This window comes from Agrobacterium vacciniicorymbosi (genome assembly GCF_040427045.1).
Taxonomy (GTDB): domain Bacteria; phylum Pseudomonadota; class Alphaproteobacteria; order Rhizobiales; family Rhizobiaceae; genus Agrobacterium.
The window spans coordinates 36617-53921 of sequence record NZ_JBETMF010000006.1 but is presented as its reverse complement, the minus strand read 5'-3'; the positions used below and the strand labels follow the sequence as shown (position 1 = coordinate 53921).

16 protein-coding genes are annotated in these 17305 nt (G+C 58.1%); 8 read left to right on the top strand and 8 right to left on the bottom strand.

Translation table 11 applies throughout. The features are described 5' to 3' along the window. Positions 1 to 47: 47 nt before the first annotated feature. Positions 48 to 665, bottom strand: a complete 618-nt coding sequence (locus ABUK73_RS11040; RefSeq protein WP_353577327.1) for a 50S ribosomal protein L25/general stress protein Ctc — start codon at positions 663 to 665, stop codon at positions 48 to 50. A gap of 320 nt (positions 666 to 985) precedes the next feature. Here ABUK73_RS11040 and ABUK73_RS11035 point away from each other — a divergent pair, with 320 nt between their 5' ends. From ABUK73_RS11035 to ABUK73_RS11020, 4 genes are all read left to right on the top strand, one after another. Further along, the gene (locus ABUK73_RS11035; RefSeq protein WP_353577326.1) at positions 986 to 3058 is read left to right on the top strand and encodes a putative bifunctional diguanylate cyclase/phosphodiesterase; all 2073 of its coding nucleotides are present in this window, start codon (positions 986 to 988) and stop codon (positions 3056 to 3058) included. Between the two features lie 83 nt (positions 3059 to 3141). Next, positions 3142 to 4101: a helix-turn-helix domain-containing protein gene (locus ABUK73_RS11030; RefSeq protein WP_353577325.1), complete on the top strand. Its 960-nt coding sequence runs from the start codon at positions 3142 to 3144 to the stop codon at positions 4099 to 4101. Positions 4102 to 4257: 156 nt separating this feature from the next. Beyond that, positions 4258 to 5775 carry an aldehyde dehydrogenase gene (gene adh / locus ABUK73_RS11025; RefSeq protein ID WP_113088534.1) on the top strand — a complete coding sequence of 506 codons (1518 nt, stop codon included), beginning with the start codon at positions 4258 to 4260 and terminating at the stop codon, positions 5773 to 5775. Between the two features lie 446 nt (positions 5776 to 6221). After that, on the top strand, positions 6222 to 7103 hold the full coding sequence (locus ABUK73_RS11020; RefSeq protein WP_353577324.1) for a phosphatase PAP2 family protein: 882 nt from the start codon (positions 6222 to 6224) through the stop codon (positions 7101 to 7103). 46 nt (positions 7104 to 7149) lie between these two features. Here ABUK73_RS11020 and ABUK73_RS11015 read toward each other — a convergent pair whose 3' ends face one another. The 6 genes from ABUK73_RS11015 to lgt all read right to left on the bottom strand — a co-directional run bounded on the left by ABUK73_RS11015 (position 7150) and on the right by lgt (position 13137). Then, a complete protein-coding gene (locus ABUK73_RS11015; RefSeq protein ID WP_113088535.1) occupies positions 7150 to 8082 on the bottom strand; it encodes a ribose-phosphate pyrophosphokinase in 933 nt (310 codons plus the stop codon). A 242-nt stretch (positions 8083 to 8324) separates the two neighbouring features. Then, positions 8325 to 9029, bottom strand: coding sequence for a RodZ family helix-turn-helix domain-containing protein (locus tag ABUK73_RS11010; RefSeq protein WP_353577323.1), 705 nt, complete (start codon positions 9027 to 9029; stop codon positions 8325 to 8327). Positions 9030 to 9114: 85 nt separating this feature from the next. Beyond that, the gene (locus ABUK73_RS11005) at positions 9115 to 10266 is read right to left on the bottom strand and encodes a M24 family metallopeptidase (protein WP_353577322.1); all 1152 of its coding nucleotides are present in this window, start codon (positions 10264 to 10266) and stop codon (positions 9115 to 9117) included. A gap of 1 nt (position 10267) precedes the next feature. Continuing rightward, positions 10268 to 11062 (bottom strand): peptidoglycan editing factor PgeF, encoded by a 795-nt coding sequence (pgeF, locus tag ABUK73_RS11000; RefSeq protein WP_353577321.1) that lies wholly within the window; start codon positions 11060 to 11062, stop codon positions 10268 to 10270. Positions 11063 to 11208: 146 nt separating this feature from the next. Then, on the bottom strand, positions 11209 to 12309 hold the full coding sequence (locus tag ABUK73_RS10995) for a class I SAM-dependent methyltransferase (protein ID WP_353577320.1): 1101 nt from the start codon (positions 12307 to 12309) through the stop codon (positions 11209 to 11211). Positions 12310 to 12315: 6 nt separating this feature from the next. Next, positions 12316 to 13137, bottom strand: a complete 822-nt coding sequence (lgt, locus tag ABUK73_RS10990) for a prolipoprotein diacylglyceryl transferase (protein WP_353577520.1) — start codon at positions 13135 to 13137, stop codon at positions 12316 to 12318. 309 nt (positions 13138 to 13446) lie between these two features. On the opposite strand from lgt, the gene ABUK73_RS10985 reads away from it, so the two are divergent. From ABUK73_RS10985 to ABUK73_RS10970, 4 genes are all read left to right on the top strand, one after another. Then, positions 13447 to 13710: an accessory factor UbiK family protein gene (locus tag ABUK73_RS10985; protein WP_353577319.1), complete on the top strand. Its 264-nt coding sequence runs from the start codon at positions 13447 to 13449 to the stop codon at positions 13708 to 13710. Positions 13711 to 14164: 454 nt separating this feature from the next. After that, positions 14165 to 14665: a type III secretion system chaperone family protein gene (locus ABUK73_RS10980; RefSeq protein WP_353577318.1), complete on the top strand. Its 501-nt coding sequence runs from the start codon at positions 14165 to 14167 to the stop codon at positions 14663 to 14665. Between the two features lie 4 nt (positions 14666 to 14669). Then, complete coding sequence (gene proC / locus ABUK73_RS10975; protein ID WP_353577317.1) at positions 14670 to 15488, top strand: pyrroline-5-carboxylate reductase; 819 nt, start codon at positions 14670 to 14672, stop codon at positions 15486 to 15488. A 59-nt stretch (positions 15489 to 15547) separates the two neighbouring features. Further along, positions 15548 to 15889 carry a tRNA-binding protein gene (locus tag ABUK73_RS10970; protein WP_062449035.1) on the top strand — a complete coding sequence of 114 codons (342 nt, stop codon included), beginning with the start codon at positions 15548 to 15550 and terminating at the stop codon, positions 15887 to 15889. Between the two features lie 29 nt (positions 15890 to 15918). Here ABUK73_RS10970 and ABUK73_RS10965 read toward each other — a convergent pair whose 3' ends face one another. Continuing rightward, a complete protein-coding gene (locus ABUK73_RS10965) occupies positions 15919 to 17298 on the bottom strand; it encodes an ATP-binding protein (RefSeq protein ID WP_353577316.1) in 1380 nt (459 codons plus the stop codon). Positions 17299 to 17305: the final 7 nt, after the last annotated feature.

Here is a 17305-nt window from a genome sequence, read left to right as displayed (position 1 = left end):
TGCGAGGCATTGAATAAAAAGAAAAATACAGCGCCGTAGCGCAGATATTATTCTTCGGAAGCTTCTTCTGCCGGAGCTTCTGCTTCGTCAACAACCGCGACCGTTGGTGGCACGATGGTTGCAATTGTGAAGTCGCGGTCAGTGATGACTGGCGATACGTTCTTTGGCAGCTTCACATTCGAGATGTGGATGCTGTCGCCGATCTTGGCGCCGTCGAGATCAACCGTGATCGCTTCAGGAATGTCGTTTGCAGGAACGTGAGCTTCGACAGTGTGACGAACGATGTTGAGAACGCCACCCTTCTTGATCTCGGACTTGTCTTCATTGATGAAGTGGACCGGGATTTCGACCGTAACCTGCGAATTGCCGGATACGCGCAGGAAGTCTACGTGTACCATGAAATCGCGGACTGGATCGCGCTGGTAGTCCTTTGGCAGAACCTTGTACTTCTTGCCATCGACGTCGATCGTCGCGACAGTGGTCATGAAACCGCCAGCCTGGACGCGCTTGGTGACTTCGTTGGTCGAAATCGCGATAGAAATTGGGGCTTGCTTGTCACCATAGATGACAGCAGGAATCAAACCGTTGCGACGAAGTTCACGAGAGGACCCCTTACCAACTCGTTCGCGCGCCTCGGCCTTGAGCTCATACGATTCTTTGCTCATGGCATAATCCTTTTAGGTTGTCTGGAGAGTTCATTCCGGCGTACCGGAGCAAACTGGAGAAGGCGTTTGACAGCCGTCTCGCCCGCGTTGCCTCCAAGGGTGTCTACACGGATGCGGGCGCTATAGTATAAAGAGGGGGCAAAGGCAAGCCTTCGTCATCCGCATGACACAAAGCTCTCCCGCTCATCTCCTGCTTTAACTGCGCGGAGGCGGCACCATTTAGGGGAGAGTATTTTAACCTCTGCTTATCTATATCGATAAACGCAGTAAAAACCCATCATCATTATGCTCTGCAACAATTCAACAGATGCGTGATGTTAATGTATCAAATTCTGACCTGCCTCGCTGTAGACCACGACGTTCGCTATACATTAGCCGCAGTCACTATCTGCGTTCTGGGCAGCTTCCTGACCATGCGCCTGTTTTCCCGTGCGCGGCAGTCAACCTCCATCCAGCGCGTCAACTGGCTGTTTCTGGCGGGCATGATTGGTGGCACCACGATCTGGACCACGCATTTTGTGGCCATGCTGGGATATCAGGCACCCGGCAATGTTGGCTTCCTGCCAGTTTTCACCGGCCTGTCCTTCATCATTGCCGTCGCTGCAACCATGGCTGGGCTGGCCATTTCCACCTATGGCGGCCACACGGCGCTGGCGGAAGGCGGCGGCCTTGTCGTGGGTCTTGGCATTGCCAGCATGCATTACACCGGCATGGCAGCCTATGCCGTTCAGGGCTCACTCGTCTGGGATCAATATTACGTCGTTGCGTCCATGGTCTTTGGCGCTGTTTTCGGCATGCTGGCCACAAACCGCATCGTGCGGCCGGTCAACTGGTTCTGCAAATATAGCGGCATGACCTTTCTGGTGCTGGCCATCGCCTCCACGCACTACACCGCCATGGCCGCCTTTTCGGTCGCCTTCGACCCGTCCTTTATGATCGCCCCTTCCTTGATGTCGCCAGCCCTTATGGGTGGTAGCGCAATCATCATCACCTTCGTGCTTCTGGCCTTCGGCTTCTCCACCTATGTCATCGATTCTGAAACCAGTTTGCAGGCCGTTGCGCGCTACCGCCATCTGTCGCTGCATGATGCCCTGACCGGTATTCCCAACCGTGCCGCGTTTCAGGAGCATTTGCAGGCGCTGTTGAAGCGCAGCGCTGACCCAACGGCGCGCATTGCGCTTCTGTCTTTCGACCTCGACCGTTTCAAGGAAATCAACGACGTCCACGGCCACGGGGCAGGGGATGCGGTGCTGCGGTCTCTGGCAGACCGCATGAGCTCCGTTCTCCAGCCGGGTGAATTCGTAGCGCGCGTGGGCGGCGATGAATTCGTGGCCGTGCTGCACCGTTATTATTCGCGTGCGGATGGTCTGGCATTCGCCAACCGCCTTCTGGCCGAGGTTCTGAAGCCCATCGAGTGGAAAGAAACGGTTCTGTCGGTCGGTGCCAGCATCGGCATTGCTATCGGCAACTCGCACACAAAGAATGTCGATACGCTGATCTCGCAGGCGGATGTGGCCATGTACCGCGCCAAGAGCGATGTGACCGGCACGATCTGCTTTTACGACAAATCCATGGATGAAGCCTCGCGCGCCCGCAACGCCCTTGCGGTCAGCATGCGCTCCGGGCTGAGCAACGGTGCTTTCGAGCTTTATTTCCAGCAGCAGAACGATACCAGCAGCGGCGCAATCGTCGGCTTCGAGGTGCTGTTGCGCTGGAACCACCCGGAACGCGGCATGATTTCGCCTGCCGAATTCATTCCGATTGCAGAACAGACAGGCTTTATCATCGAAATGGGTGAATGGGTGCTGCGCGAGGCCTGCTTGCACGCCGTGCGCTGGAGAAACCCGCTGAGCGTTGCTGTCAACGTCGCGCCTTTGCAGCTGTCCGATTCCGATTTCGTGCAGAAGGTGCAGCGCATTCTCAAGGAAAGCGGTCTGGAGCCCAGCCGACTTGAACTGGAAATCACCGAAAGCGGCATCATTGCCGATCACCGCCATGCGCTGGTGACGATCCGCCGTCTGAAGTCGCTCGGCGTGCGCATCGCCATGGATGATTACGGCACGGGCTACTCGTCGCTATCGACCTTGCAGAGCTTCCCCTTTGACAAGATCAAGATCGACCGTGGCTTTGTGGAAGGCTTGGGCACCAGCATCCAGTCTCAGGCCATCGTCCGCTCTACGCTCATCCTTGCCAACAGTCTCGACATTCCGGTTTTGGCGGAGGGCGTTGAAACGCAGGCACATATGGAGTTTCTGCGCCGCGAAGGATGCCAGCATGTGCAGGGATATTATTTCGGTCGTCCGGGGCCAGCGGCAACCATCGATGCCATCGTGAATTTTGTGCCTGACATCGACAAAATCGTCGAAAAAGCGGGCCTTCCACTGGCAAGCTGAGCGAGGTCCGCACTCATAACGCTTTTTTTCATTGAAAGAGCGGCACTTCCGGCGCACCATCCCGAAAAAATCGGGAGGAGCATATGTCCATCGGCACGGCACATGCGGAGCATGTGTACCAAAGCGCCAGTCAGCCCTCGGCTGCTGCCAGCTCGCCTATCATTGCGTCCTGGCGGCGCTGCATGACAATGCACCATCTGGCACCGGAAAAAAGCAGCAAGCCGATCTTTCTGGCTGATGCCGAGTTTCGGCGTGCGCGGGAAATCTCTGCCGGACTGATTGCCGAAAGCGCCGACGAGTTGGACCGGATTTTCACAGCAGTTGGCAAGGCCGGGTGCTGCCTGCTTTTGACGGACGCCGATGGCGTGGCGCTGGAAAGACGCGGTGCCGCGACCGACGATCAGGATTTCCGCCAGCTTGGCCTGTGGTCCGGTGCGGTGTGGAGCGAGGCGAGCGTGGGCACCAACGGCATCGGCACGGCGCTTGCCGATGAGCGTTCCGTCACCATCTACCGTGACCAGCACTTCTTCTCATCCAATATCAGCCTGTGCTGCACCACTGCTCCCATTCGTGATCATCTGGGGCAGGTCACGGGCGCGCTCGACATTTCCACCTGCCGCGATGACGTCAACGAGTTCACCTTCTCCATGCTGACGCAGGCGGTGCGTGATGCCGCGCAGCGCATTGAGGGCAATCTGTTCCGGCGAGCTTTCCCCGGCGCACGCATTCTCATGCTGCCATCCGGCAACGCGACCGCCCTTTCACTTTTGGCGGTGGATCAGGACGATATCATCTTAGGCGCGACACGGGCGGCAAGGCTTGCGCTGCGGTTGGATGATGCGCATCTGGCCGCTGGCATTCCTGCATCGGACGCGTTGCGGGAAGATCGCCACGACCGGGGTGCCGAGCTTGCCGAGGCAGAACGGGCAGCCCTTCGCCGCGTTCTATCCCGTGCCAATGGCAATATCACCCAGGCAGCCTCCCTGCTCGGCATCAGCCGCGCGACCCTGCACCGCAAGATGAAGAAGCTTGCGGTTCACTGATCGCGTTTATGGTGCATTGATGGATTGTGCTGTCGCAGAAGTGAAACACTGTGCAGTGCGGAATGTCCCCTCGGCCCTATGAAATGCGCAATTCTGCGCCCACCTTCCTCTCACGCGGTCAGACAAGGGCCGCCTGTCATCAGGGAGGATGAACTCATGAACATTCAGGTCCAGCACAAGGCCGGTGAAACGCCGTTCAAGCTGAAATATGGAAACTACATTGGCGGCCAGTGGGTGGAGCCGAAGTCCGGTCGCTATATGGACAACCTGTCTCCGGTCACGGGTCACAAGATTTGCGAAGTGCCGCGCTCCGACGCCAGCGACATTGAATTCGCTCTGGATGCCGCCCACAAGGCGCGCGCCGCATGGGGCCGCACAAGTGCGACAGAACGCTCCAACATTCTGCTCAAAATCGCCCAGCGTATCGAAGACAATCTCGAGCTGATCGCACGCGCCGAGACATGGGACAATGGCAAGCCGCTGCGCGAAACCACCAATGCCGATATTCCACTCGCCATCGACCACTTCCGCTATTTTGCCGGTTGCATTCGTGCGCAGGAAGGCTCGATTGCCCAGATCGACAATGACACGGTAGCCTATCACTTCCATGAGCCGCTGGGCGTCGTCGGCCAGATCATTCCCTGGAACTTCCCTATCCTTATGGCGACATGGAAGCTGGCTCCGGCGCTGGCCGCAGGCAACTGCGTGGTGCTGAAGCCTGCGGAACAGACGCCCGCATCCATTCTGCTCGTTATGGAGCTGATCGAAGATCTGCTGCCGCCCGGCGTGGTCAACATCGTCAATGGTCTTGGCACCGAAGCGGGCAAGCCGCTGGCGCAAAGCAACCGCATCGCCAAGATCGCCTTTACCGGCTCCACATCGGTCGGCAAGGAAATCATGCGTTATGCTGCCGATAACGTCACCAACATCACGCTGGAACTGGGCGGCAAGTCGCCGAACATCTTCTTTGCCGACGTGATGAACGAGGATGACGCTTTCCTCGACAAGGCACTCGAAGGCTTTGCGATGTTCGCGCTCAATCAGGGCGAAGTCTGCACATGCCCATCCCGCGCGCTGGTGCATGAATCCATCTATGACCGCTTCATGGAAAAAGCCATCAAGCGCGTCGAAGCCATCAGCCAGGACGATCCGCTGAACGCCGGAACCATGATCGGCGCACAGGCCTCGCAGGAACAGTTCGACAAGATCATGAGCTATCTTGAAATCGGCAAAAAGGAAGGCGCGAAGGTGCTGACTGGCGGCGACAAGAAGTCGCTCTCCGGCAACCTGAAGGACGGCTTCTACATCCAGCCGACTGTGTTCGAAGGCAACAACAAGATGCGAGTGTTCCAAGAAGAAATCTTCGGCCCCGTCGTCTCCGTCACCACTTTCAAGACCGTGGAAGAGGCCATCGAAATCGCCAATGACACAGTCTACGGTCTCGGTGCTGGTGTGTGGAGCCGCGATACCAATACGGCTTACCGGGCAGGGCGTGGCATCGAAGCCGGTCGCGTCTGGACCAATTGCTACCACGCCTATCCAGCCGGTGCCGCTTTCGGCGGTTACAAGCAGTCGGGCATCGGTCGCGAGACACACAAGATGATGCTCGACCATTATCAGCAGACGAAGAACCTGCTGGTTTCCTACAGCCCCAACAAGCTCGGCTTCTTCTGAGGGCTGTCACTTTTCTCCCCGGAGCCGGCGGTACCTGCCGCCGGTCTACTCCCGGAGGTTCTCATGAGCTTCCGGGAGGCCCTGAAAATCCCTGACAGCGGATCACGCGATCCGACTTAAAACTGTAACCTGTTTGGCGCATATCGTTACCGTTCATCAAGCGGTGGGGCGATATGCGCCACTTTATTTATAGTATTTTACGCGACCAGCGGGGGCAGGTTGCCTTCATGAGATATTGCGAAGCCGGATTTTCAAAAGCGAAGAGCCACGACCTGCCGACTCATTGCGATGCGGGTCGTTCTCTCCTCCACCTTACCATCGAGGCAGGGCGCGTTATGGCCCGTCGTTCAATCACGCGGATCGTTTCGCGGGCGCAGCGCAATTTTGGCTTTGGGCTGAAGTAACCCTTCAGCGCTTGCTGGTTAAACGCATAGGGAATTCCGACAATGCAACCTGATCTCCTTCACATGCGCATAACTGTCTGGCTCATGATCGTCACGTTGTGCGCCGTCATCTTCTTTGCCGTGTTCCCATTCGTAGACCTCTACGTTGCCCAATTTTTCTTCAAGAACGGCCATGGTGCCTGGATCGGGGTTGAGAAGCCTTTTCCAATGTGGCGGAACATCTTGCGCCATGCCACCGGAACCATCGTCGTCATCACCTTCCTTGTTTTCGTCGGCAATCTGATGCTGGCTTCAGAACAGAAAACAGGATGGCGTGTCTGGGCGTTTCTCTGGTCGCCCATGTTTCTGTGCGCTGGAATTCTGGTGAACATGACGCTGAAAACGCATCTCGGACGGGCGCGGCCCAATGGCGTCATGGAATTTGGAGGCTCGCAGACGTTCACGCCTCCCTTCCAATGGTCGGATCAATGCGTTTCGAATTGTTCCTTTTCCTCCGGCGAGGCCGCGATGATGGCGTGTTTCGTGTTGCCGCTCTGCGTGTTGATCTGGCCGCAGCTTTCACGTCTCCGAAAGATCATCTGCGCCAGCACCGCGAGCTTTCTCATCGTCAACATGGGTCTGTTGAGAATGGCGGCAGGCCGTCACTTCCTAAGCGACGTCGTGATGTCCGTCCTCTTCGCGGCCCTGACGACGCTGTTTCTTTATCGCCTGCTCGGCATCGGCCAGCACCGCGAGGTCTTCACGCTCTCAGCGGTCTGTCATGACTGTCACAGGCTATTGCGCGATGCTTTTGTGTGGGGACGCAAGGCAACGGTCCGTGGCCGTAAAGCTGTGGCAGTCGCTAGAAATTTCATTGCGAATGATAACGGTCGCCGCTCCACCGAAAATCGTGTGAGCACATCGAATTCGGGCGGTACCGTGTAAACGGTACCGCTCCAAATTCAGAAGACATGCGTCAGTGCCGGTTGCCTTAGTCGAACAGGCCCGAAACCGACTGTTCCATCGATGTACGGTTGATTGCTTCGCCGAGCAGGGTGGCCGTGGTGATGACGCGGATGTTGTGCGCAGATTGCACGGCTGTCGTTGGCTGGATGCTGTCGGTGATGACGAGTTCGCGCAGCTTGGAGGAGGCCACGCGGGCGACGGCTCCACCGGAGAGAACGCCGTGGGTGATATAGGCGGTGACGCTGGTTGCGCCGTTCTTGAGCAATGCCTCAGCCGCGTTGCAGAGCGTGCCGCCGGAATCGACGATGTCGTCGATCAGCAGGCAGTCCTTGCCGGTTACGTCACCGATGACGTTCATCACTTCGGATTCACCGGGACGGTCGCGGCGCTTGTCGACGATGGCAAGCAGACAGTCCAGGCGCTTTGCGAGCGACCGAGCACGCACCACGCCGCCGACGTCAGGCGAAACGACCATGACGTTCTTGGTGTCGTAATGTTCCTTCACGTCGCGCGCCAGAATGGGCGCTGCGAAGAGGTTGTCGGTTGGAATATCGAAGAAGCCTTGAATCTGGCCCGCATGCAGGTCGAGCGTCAGAACGCGGTCGGCACCGGCTTCTGTGATGAGATTGGCGACGAGCTTTGCGGAAATCGGTGTGCGGGGGCCGGCCTTACGGTCCTGGCGGGCATAGCCGAAATAGGGAAGAACCGCCGTGATGCGCTTTGCCGAGGAACGACGCATGGCGTCGATCATGATCAGCAGTTCCATCAGGTGGTCGTTTGCCGGGAAAGACGTGGACTGAACGACGAAAACGTCTTCGCCGCGCACGTTTTCAGAAATTTCGACGAATATTTCCTGGTCCGCAAACCGCTTTACAGTGGCATTTCCAAGAGGGACATTCAGATACTTGCAGATCGCTTCGGCCAGATGCCGGTTCGAATTGCCTGCGAAAACCTTCATTGTTGCCGCCTGTTTCCATGCCATCGCCTGAGACCCGACAGAGAACATTCCCTGGGGTCTGTGCGTCGTTCAACGGGGAGGAATACCCGACCCAAAGGGTGTCGGACACGCCGTTTTGCCATGGGCGCCTTAATAGCGGTGTTGCCCGTGAATGCAAGAGGTCAGAGGGAGTTACCCGTGATTTTCGTGAAAACTTTGTGACTTGGCCACTGCTAAAAAAGTTTCCCACTATTTAAAGTTGATTATCCATGTCCGGCCTGTCGCCATGACTGATAATCGTTCAGTGTCTTCGCGGCGATTTTCTGCATGGTGGTATCGGTCACGGCCGCCCATGGATCGCTGCCGCGGGCAGGCACGGTTTCCTGCCCCTGAAGACGGTGCAGCCGCGCGCCATTGGCATCAAGAACATCCCACACATAGACCACGGTCACGCTGCCGCCATCGGCAAAGGCGGAAAGATAGCCCTTCAGAATGTTCTCAGCAGATGTGTCCGTGGAGGGCCGGATGGTCAGGCCCTTCGCCCGCGCTTCCGCTCCCAACTGGCGCGACAGAGGCGTCACGGCCTGAACGGGTGCGCCGATGATGGGTAAAAACCGAATGGTGCCAGCGGCGGAAGCAGAGGGCAGGGATGCCGTCTGGGTCTGAGGCTGTGCGGGCGCTGTCTGCTGCGTGGCGACGGGCTGGCCGTATTGTGCGCCGCTTGTCAGTGCTTGCGCCTGAGCCTGCCGGGTGTTTTGCGGTGCATAGGCCGGGACCTGCGATGAAACGCCCGATGGAGACCGATCAGCTGCTGCGGCCATCTGGTCGAGATCGCCTTGATTGACCGGGGTTGATTGCGTGTTGCCATGGCCGACATCGACCAGCGGCGTCAGCGTATCCGTCGTGTTGCAGGCCGATAGGGTGAGGGCAAGGCTTGGGATTGCAATAACCAACCCTAGCCGCCGCATGCCAGATGTCCCTTCATGATGTCTCCCGCCGAACCGTCATTTTGGCGCAATGTACGGTTCGACTTCGCTGGGAGTCAAATCGAGATTAAACCGTCAGCAAATCCAGGCTGTGGCGCGAGAGCGATTCCGGAGCGCCTTCGGTGGTCAGATAGGTCTGTCCCAGCGTCATGGCGAAGCCTGAGTCACTGTCCATGATGATCATGTGGACGAATAGCGTCATATTCGGCAGGATTTCCTGCGTATTGCCCGCATAGAACATCTGATGCTCCATCCAGGATGGCGAGAAGCGCGCGCCGAGCGAATAACCGCAGGCATTGAGACGGTGACGCGTCAGGCCGCGCTCATCCATGATGCGGGCGTGAACGTCGAAGACGTCGCCAAATGTGTTGCCGGGGCGAAGAACCTCTTCGATGGCGCGGATGTTCTCCGCGCAGGCATTGTAAAGTTCTTTCTGACGAAACTCCGGCTCGCCAATGACGATGGTCCGCATCATTGCGGCATGATAGTGCGCGCTGACGCCAGCCCATTCCAGCGTCAACTGATCCTTCTCATCCAGCTTGCGGCGACCGGCCTTGTAACGGCAGAGCAGCGCATCCGGGCCGGAGCCGATGATGAATTCATTGGCCGGATAGTCACCACCGCCTGCAAAGACGGCACCCTGCATGGCGGCGAGGATATCGGCCTCATCGGCAGCGGGTGCCACGATCTTCAGCGCTGCATCCAATGCGTCATCCGCCAGTTCACCCGCACGCTTGGCATGAGCCACTTCGGCAGGGCTCTTGACGAGGCGCAGCGTGCTGACGAGGCTCGATGCGTCGATGATCTGGCCGAAGCTAGCTAGCTGGTTGTCGAGAAGACGAGCGACGCGCCCGGTCATGCCGTGGGTGTCGAATTCGATGCCGATGCGGCAGCCCAGCAGGTCCATCTCGCTCAAAAGGTTCTTGAGATCGAGAGTCGGGTCGGCGTTCAGCCGGTCCACCCAGATGACGATGTCTTCGATGATGGAGGTCTGGCGGGCCTGACGCAGATCGGCGGAGCGCGTCAGAAGCGTCATGGTGCCATCGGCCTTAACGATCAGCGTCTGGAAAAAGCAGTAGCCGAACGTGTCGTAGCCCGTCAGCCAGTACATGCTCTCCTGCGCAAACAGCAGCATGGCATCCAGCTTCTCTTCCGCCATCTTGTCCATCAGGCGGGTGCGGCGTGCCTCGAATTCGGCAGTGTCGAAGTGCAAGGCCATATTAGTTCTCCAGAATTGCTATTGCTGAAATCTGCCGCCCGTAATCCGGTTCCGAACGATGTGTCGTCCGACGGAAAGAATAAAAGCGGTCATCATCGGGATAGGTGCAGAGCCCGAGGTTTTCTGCCTGCACGCCAGCGGCGATCAGGCGGTCCACGGTCAGTTGCTTGAGATCGAAAAAGGCATGACCCGCATTCGGGGACGGCGAGAAATAATCCGCATGGGCCGGGTTCATGTCTTTGAGGCTTTCCACGCGCTCCGGCCCGACCTCGTAATTTTCCTGGCAGATGGAAGGGCCGAGAGCCGCGACGATGCGCTCGCGCCTGGCACCGAGCGCGATCATCGCTTCGATGGTGTTTTCCAGAACGCCTGACACGGCACCCTTCCAGCCTGCATGGGCCGCACCCACCACGCCCGCCTGTGCATCCGCAAACAGGATCGGCCCGCAATCGGCGCTCAGAACGCCGATGACGACGCCCGGCGTTGCCGTCACCATGGCATCGGCCTGCGGGCGGTCGCCTTCATAAGTGCCATCCACCACGACGACGTCGGGTGAATGGATTTGATGGACGGTTGCGAGTTTTTCCAACGGCAGATCAAACCATTGCGCCACGCGTTTTCTGTTTTCGAGAACCGCGTCGCGCTCATCCTGAGAGCCCAGACCAACATTGAGCCCACGATAAATGCCTTCCGAGACACCGCCATGACGGGTGAAGAAGCCGTGGCGGATATGTTTGCCAGAGGCGGAGGCGAGCAGAGGGCTTTGAAGGGGAAGCGGCAGAGTTTCGTCCTGCATTACGGTGTCAATCCTTGGCGATGTCGCTGATTTGAAACGAATATTCGCGAGCGAGTGTTTCCGGTGAAGGGCATCACATGGGATGCAGGCGGCAGTTTGTTACTGCTTCGAATTGGCGCGATGTTGGCCCAAGCCCGGTGCCGCTGTCAATCCAGTGCGCGAAACGGCAGCAGATGCACGGGCGCGCTGGAGACGGCCAGCACCTTGAAAAGCTCGCCCATCTTGCCCACGCCTTCGCCCGCCAGCCGGTTGACGGCCTCGGCAATCTCCAGCGTCTGGTCAGGCGTTGCGTTCGCGGCCAATGCTTGTGCACGTTCCCTCAAGCCCAAGCCATATAAAAAGTCGCCCTGCGGCAGGCAGCCATTGATGTGGATGCCGTTGCTCTCAGCGGTTTTGACAAGGCTTTCGAAATCCACATGGCTGGTCAAATCCGCTTCGCCGGGATGCGCCAGAACCGGGTCGAACTCGTGCATACGCAGCGCCTGCAAAGTATCGCCGAAGCCGGAAACGATGTGGCCGTAATCGATGATGAGGGCGGTGCCGCCCTGGATTTTCAGTTTCTGCGCAATCGCCGCCATCACGGCTTCGCGGGCAGGGGAATATTCGAAGATCGCACCGATCGGCTGACGCTCTGGGAAAGGCGGCAGAAGGTCGGGATCGACGCTGGCAAGGCCCGTCGTGAAGACGAGTTCGTCCTGCGCATCGAGCGCCACGACCCGTTCGCGAAAACCCTGTGGCGTTTTGACGAACTGGCGGATGGGGATGGCGTCGAACAGTTCATTGGCGGCAATCAGCAGGAAGCCGGGTGGAACATCCTCGAAGCTTTCATGCCAGGAAATCTTTGTCCCATGGTTGGCAAGCGTCTTTTGCTGTGTCTCGGTCAGCCGCGGGCTGGTTTCCACCAGATGTACGCTCATGGTTTCATAGAGCGGCGGGGCGATGCGCTGGATCACCCGCAGCATATCCGCCATCATCGTGCCGCGACCTGGGCCGATCTCCACCAGACGGGCATTGGCCAGCGTACCGTGGCGCTGCCAGGCGTGAACGATGAAGACGCCGAGCATTTCACCGAACAACTGGCTGACTTCCGGCGCGGTCACGAAATCGCCCGTGCGCCCGAAGGGCTGACGGGTCTTGTAATAGCCGTGTTCCGGGTCTGCCAGGCACAGCGAGAAGAAGTCGGTCACGCTCATCGGGCCGTTGAGACGGATCAGCGATTTGATGCGGCGTGCGAGCGGTGTCGGCATGGTGTGTTATCCGGTTGTCTCTGTTGCCACCGCGCGGCGCGCGCGTAGAACGGCCCAAACGCCGAGAAGGAACATGGGCGTCGAGAGTACCATGCCCATGGTCAGCCAATTTCCTGCAAGATAGCCGATCTGCGCATCCGGCTCGCGGAAGAATTCCACGAAGATTCTGGAAAGCGCATAACCGCACACAAAAACGCCCGTCACGGTGCCGGGACTTTTCAGCGCCTTGAATCCATAGATAAGAATGGCAAGCACGATCAGCAATACGATGCCTTCTAGACCTGCTTCATAAAGCTGGCTGGGATGGCGCGCAAAAGGACCGCCCGTCGGGAAAACCACCGCCCAAGGCACATCCGTCAAGCGGCCCCACAATTCACCGTTGATGAAATTGGCGATGCGACCGAAGAACAGGCCGAGCGGGGCGACCGCTGCGATGATGTCGAACATGCTCCAGACGGGAATGCCGTTGCGCCGTGCAAACAGGATCATCGCCAGTGTCGTGCCGATCAGACCGCCATGGAACGACATGCCGCCATTCCATATCTGCAAGGCGCGGATCGGGTTTTCGACCACCGCTGCCATATCGTAAAAGAGGATATAGCCAATGCGTCCGCCCAGCACGATGCCTGCGGCTGCCCAAACGATGAAATCATCGAGATGAACAGGCGTTACGGGCGATTTCTCATGCGGCCACAAGCGGTCGGCAAGGCTTAGGGTGCGGGCATAATACCAGCCAAGCATGATGCCGAAGACATAGGCGATGCCGTACCAATGGATGGGCAGCGGGCCCAGGTTGAATGCCACCGGATCGATGTTCGGGAACGGCATGATCGAAAACTGGGCGAGGGGTCCAAACAAATCGCGTATTCCATTGTCATTGCGTTAAGGGCAAGGAACTTCAGAGGGCTCACTTTAAGAAACGGATATCTCAATCATTCTTTTCCCGGTGCGGGAAAATGGCGACTGAAAAGGGTGCGGTCAAGGCGATTCTTCGGCACGATCGTGACAGCGTTAAACTGAGTGGCTGTGAGGGGTGGTTCCTTATTTTGCTTGCAACGTCGCAAGCGAGTGCCTACCTGAAAGATATGGACCGGAAGGGCGAGCGGCCTTTCCTGATACTGACGAGGACATCGCCCCATGAGTACGACAGGAACCAACCGTATTTTCGATGAATTCGCAAAGCTGATGACGGATGCGGCGGGCGCAGCCCAAGGCATGCGCAAGGAAGTGGAGCAGGCATTTCACGCGCAGGCGGAGCGGTGGCTGAACAGCCTCGATCTGGTCAAGCGCGAGGAATTCGAAGCTGTGCGCGAAATGGCCATTCAGGCCCGCGACGAAAACGATGCGCTGCGTGCACGCCTCGATGCGCTGGAAGCAAAGCTGTCCACGACCGCTTCGTAAAGCCGCAAACAACCCCTTTGATTCTGATGCCGGGCCTTTCCCAAGGTCTGGCATTTTTCGTTTTTGTGTCATTTCGAAGCAGTTTGCACCGCAGTGGGGATTCGGCAGGGGTAAGCAAGCGATTTCATTCAGTTTTTTTTAACGTCTGTGGAAACACCCGAAAAACGCAATTGGCAGAGTCAGTTATGACTCACAACTGAGGTTTTGTACGAGGAGATATACACAGTTCTGATTGCAAAATCCCCAAGCTGGGGGTGGCGCGCGGACTCGCTCGTTATACACTGATTTTAAATGATGATTCGTAATGTACTCGGTAAGCTCCAGACAGGTTAACTGCGTTATTCTGGCGGCGTCGGGCATCATCCCAAACTGTTGTAACCCGGCATTTGTGTGTGCGTTTTTGTGCCTCTTGCGTGCGAGACAAAACATTCATTTCCGGCTGAGAAGGTGCCGTATGAGCCTAATGGAATTTGAAGTCGAGCGTCACTCCAACCCGGTCGATATGATCGAGTTCGTTGCCGCGTCCAACGACTGGTCGTTCGAACGCTCCGGCGAAGATGAAATTGCCATGACGGTCGAAGGCCGTTGGGCGGATTATCATGTTTCGTTTTCATGGATGGAACAGTTCGAAGCGCTGCATCTTGCCTGCGCTTTCGATATCAAGATTGCCGACCACAGGGTCAACGAAGTCATCCGTCTGCTGGCGCAGGTCAATGGCCAGACGCTGATGGGTCATTTCGATCTGTGGCGTCAGGAAGACGTCATCATCTTCCGCCAGTCCTTGTTGCTGGCGGGCGGTGCAGAACCAACGAACCAGCAGGTCGAGGTTCTTCTGTCCAGTGCGCTCGAAGCCTGCGAGCAGTATTTCCAGGCATTCCAGTTCGTCGTCTGGTCCGGTATGGAAGCCAAGGCTGCCATGGAAGCCGCCTTGTTCGAAACGGTTGGAGAAGCCTAAGGCCATGGTATCGCTCGCATCGGGTCCACTCGTTCTCATCGGCGCTGGCAATATGGGCGGCGCTCTGCTTTCGGGCTGGTTGAAAAAGGGTGTCACGGGATCTTCGATCATCGTTGTCGATCCAGGCCCCTCCGATGCGATGATGGGCCTGATCCGGGAGGCTGGTGCAACGCATTTGACGCAAGCGCCGACGGATAAGACAGCCGGCATCCTGTTTCTGGCCATCAAGCCACAAATGATGGATGCCGTGCTGCCGCCGTTAAAGCCCATCGTTGGGCCGCAGACCGTGGTCGTTTCGATTGCGGCGGGCAAAACGCTCTCCGGCATCGAGGCCCTTATCGGCAAATCTGCCGCCATTCGTGCCATGCCGAATACGCCTGCCATGGTCGGGCGCGGTGTGACAGGTGCTTATGCGAACGAAGCCGTCACCGAGCAGCAGCGCTTGCTGGTGGAAACCCTGTTGAAAGTCAGTGGCCCGGTGGAATGGGTAGCAACGGAAGCGGATATCGATGCCGTGACCGCCGTTTCCGGCAGCGGTCCGGCTTACGTCTTTTATCTCGTGGAGTGCATGGCGGAGGCAGGCCGTAAAGCCGGTCTGCCGGCGGACCTCGCCATGCGTCTTGCTCGGGAAACCGTCGCGGGGGCTGGTGAATTGCTTCACCAGTCCCCCGAAGAGGCCTCGCGCCTGCGCAAGAATGTGACTTCGCCCGGCGGCACCACCGCAGCGGCGCTGTCCGTTCTGATGGCGGACGAGGGCATGCAGCCGCTGTTCGACAAGGCCATTGCCGCCGCGAAAAAGCGAGCGGAAGAACTGGCTGTCTAAGGAGAGTGCCGATCCGTGAGGGTTTGGCAGTTCTATGCTTTGCGTAAGGAGACTGGATGATGAGCGAAGAGATCAGCTACGCCGATTTCGAAAAGGTCGATATTCGTGTCGGCACCATCATCGAGGCCGAACCTTTTCCAGAAGCGCGCAAGCCCGCATTCAAGATCAAGATCGATTTCGGACCGGAGATCGGTATCAAAAAATCCTCCGCCCAGATCACCGTGCATTATACGCTGGAAACGCTGGTCGGACGGCAGGTGCTTGGCGTCGTCAACTTTCCGCCCCGCCAGATCGGCCCCTTCCGCTCCGAAGTCCTGACGCTCGGCTTTGCCGACAAGGACGGTGCTATTGTTCTCGCCGCTGTGGAACAGGCGGTTCCCAATGGCGAGAAGATGTGCTGACGCGAATTGTCTAAGCGCACTACCGCCCGTTATGCCGGGATTTTCACGATCACACGCAAGCCGCCCAATGGGCTGTCATCCAGCGTCACATCTCCGCCGTGGCTTCGGGCAATATCGCGGACAATGGAGAGGCCGAGCCCGGTGCCAGATGCGTTGAGATTGCGCGCCTCGTCCAGACGATAGAACGGCTTGAACACGTCTTCGCGGGATTGTTCGGGTATGCCCGGGCCATCGTCATCGAATGTCAACATGATTGACCGTGGCGCCTGATGCGCTTCCACATTGAGCGTGCTGGCATAGCGATGGGCGTTGGCGGCCAGATTGCCAATCAGGCGGGCGAAAGCGTTGGGCCGTACCGAAAGCTCAGTGACGCCGTTCAGCTTGTAGCTGAAGCTTTTGCCGCACATCTGGAAATCGCTGGAGAAGCGGTCGAACAGGGGCGTGAGTTCCAGTGTTCCAACGCTTTCTTCGGCATCATCACGCGCAAAGGCAAGATAGGCCTCCAGCATGGACTGCATGTCGTCCACGTCCTTGTCCAAGCCCTCCATATCCGGATTGTCGCCTGCCAGCGCCAGTTGAAGCTTGAAGCGGGTGAGGATAGTGCGCAGATCGTGGCTGACACCGTTCAGCATGGCGGTGCGCTGTTCCATCTGCCGTTCTATGCGTTCCCGCATAAGAATGAAGGCGAGACCGGCACGGCGGACCTCATCGGCTCCTCGCGGCGAATAGGCGGTTATCTTCTGGCCGCGACCGAAGCTTTCCGCCGCCTTCGCCAGCGCCAGAATGGGCCTGATCTGCCCGCGCAAAAAGAGAATGGATATCCCAAGCAGCACCAGCGACGCGCCGCCCATCCAGACCAGGAAGATATGGGTGTTAGAGGCATAAGCCTGGCTGCGACGGGTAAAGACGCGCAGCGTCTTGTCGGCCAGCTGAATGCGGATTTCCACCAGTGCACCATTGCCGAACGTATCCAGCCAGAACGGCTTGCCGATTTGCTGCTGAATCTGGTCGGACAGGATGGTGTCGAGGATAGAGAACAACGGCTGGGCGCGGGGCTCCGGCAACGGCGTTTTCGGCTCGATGTAGATGCTGAGGTCAAGACGCTCGCGAGCGATGCGGATAACACGCTGATAATCGTCCTCTTCCGGGTCGGTTTCCAGCAATTGGATGACGGCGGCGATATCGCGGGTCACGGCTGCGGAAAGCCGCTCCGTTACCATCTGCCAGTGGCGTTCCATAAAAACGGCGGCGACGACGACCTGCAACAGCACCATTGGCAGAATGATGATGAGCAGCGAACGCGTGTAGAGGCCAGTCGGCAGCCAGTGGCGAAGCCAGCGCATGGAAAACCGCCAGGCGCGGGCAGGCCCGCTGTTTCTCGCGGCGTTGAGGACATCAAGGCTTGCCATTTTTTCG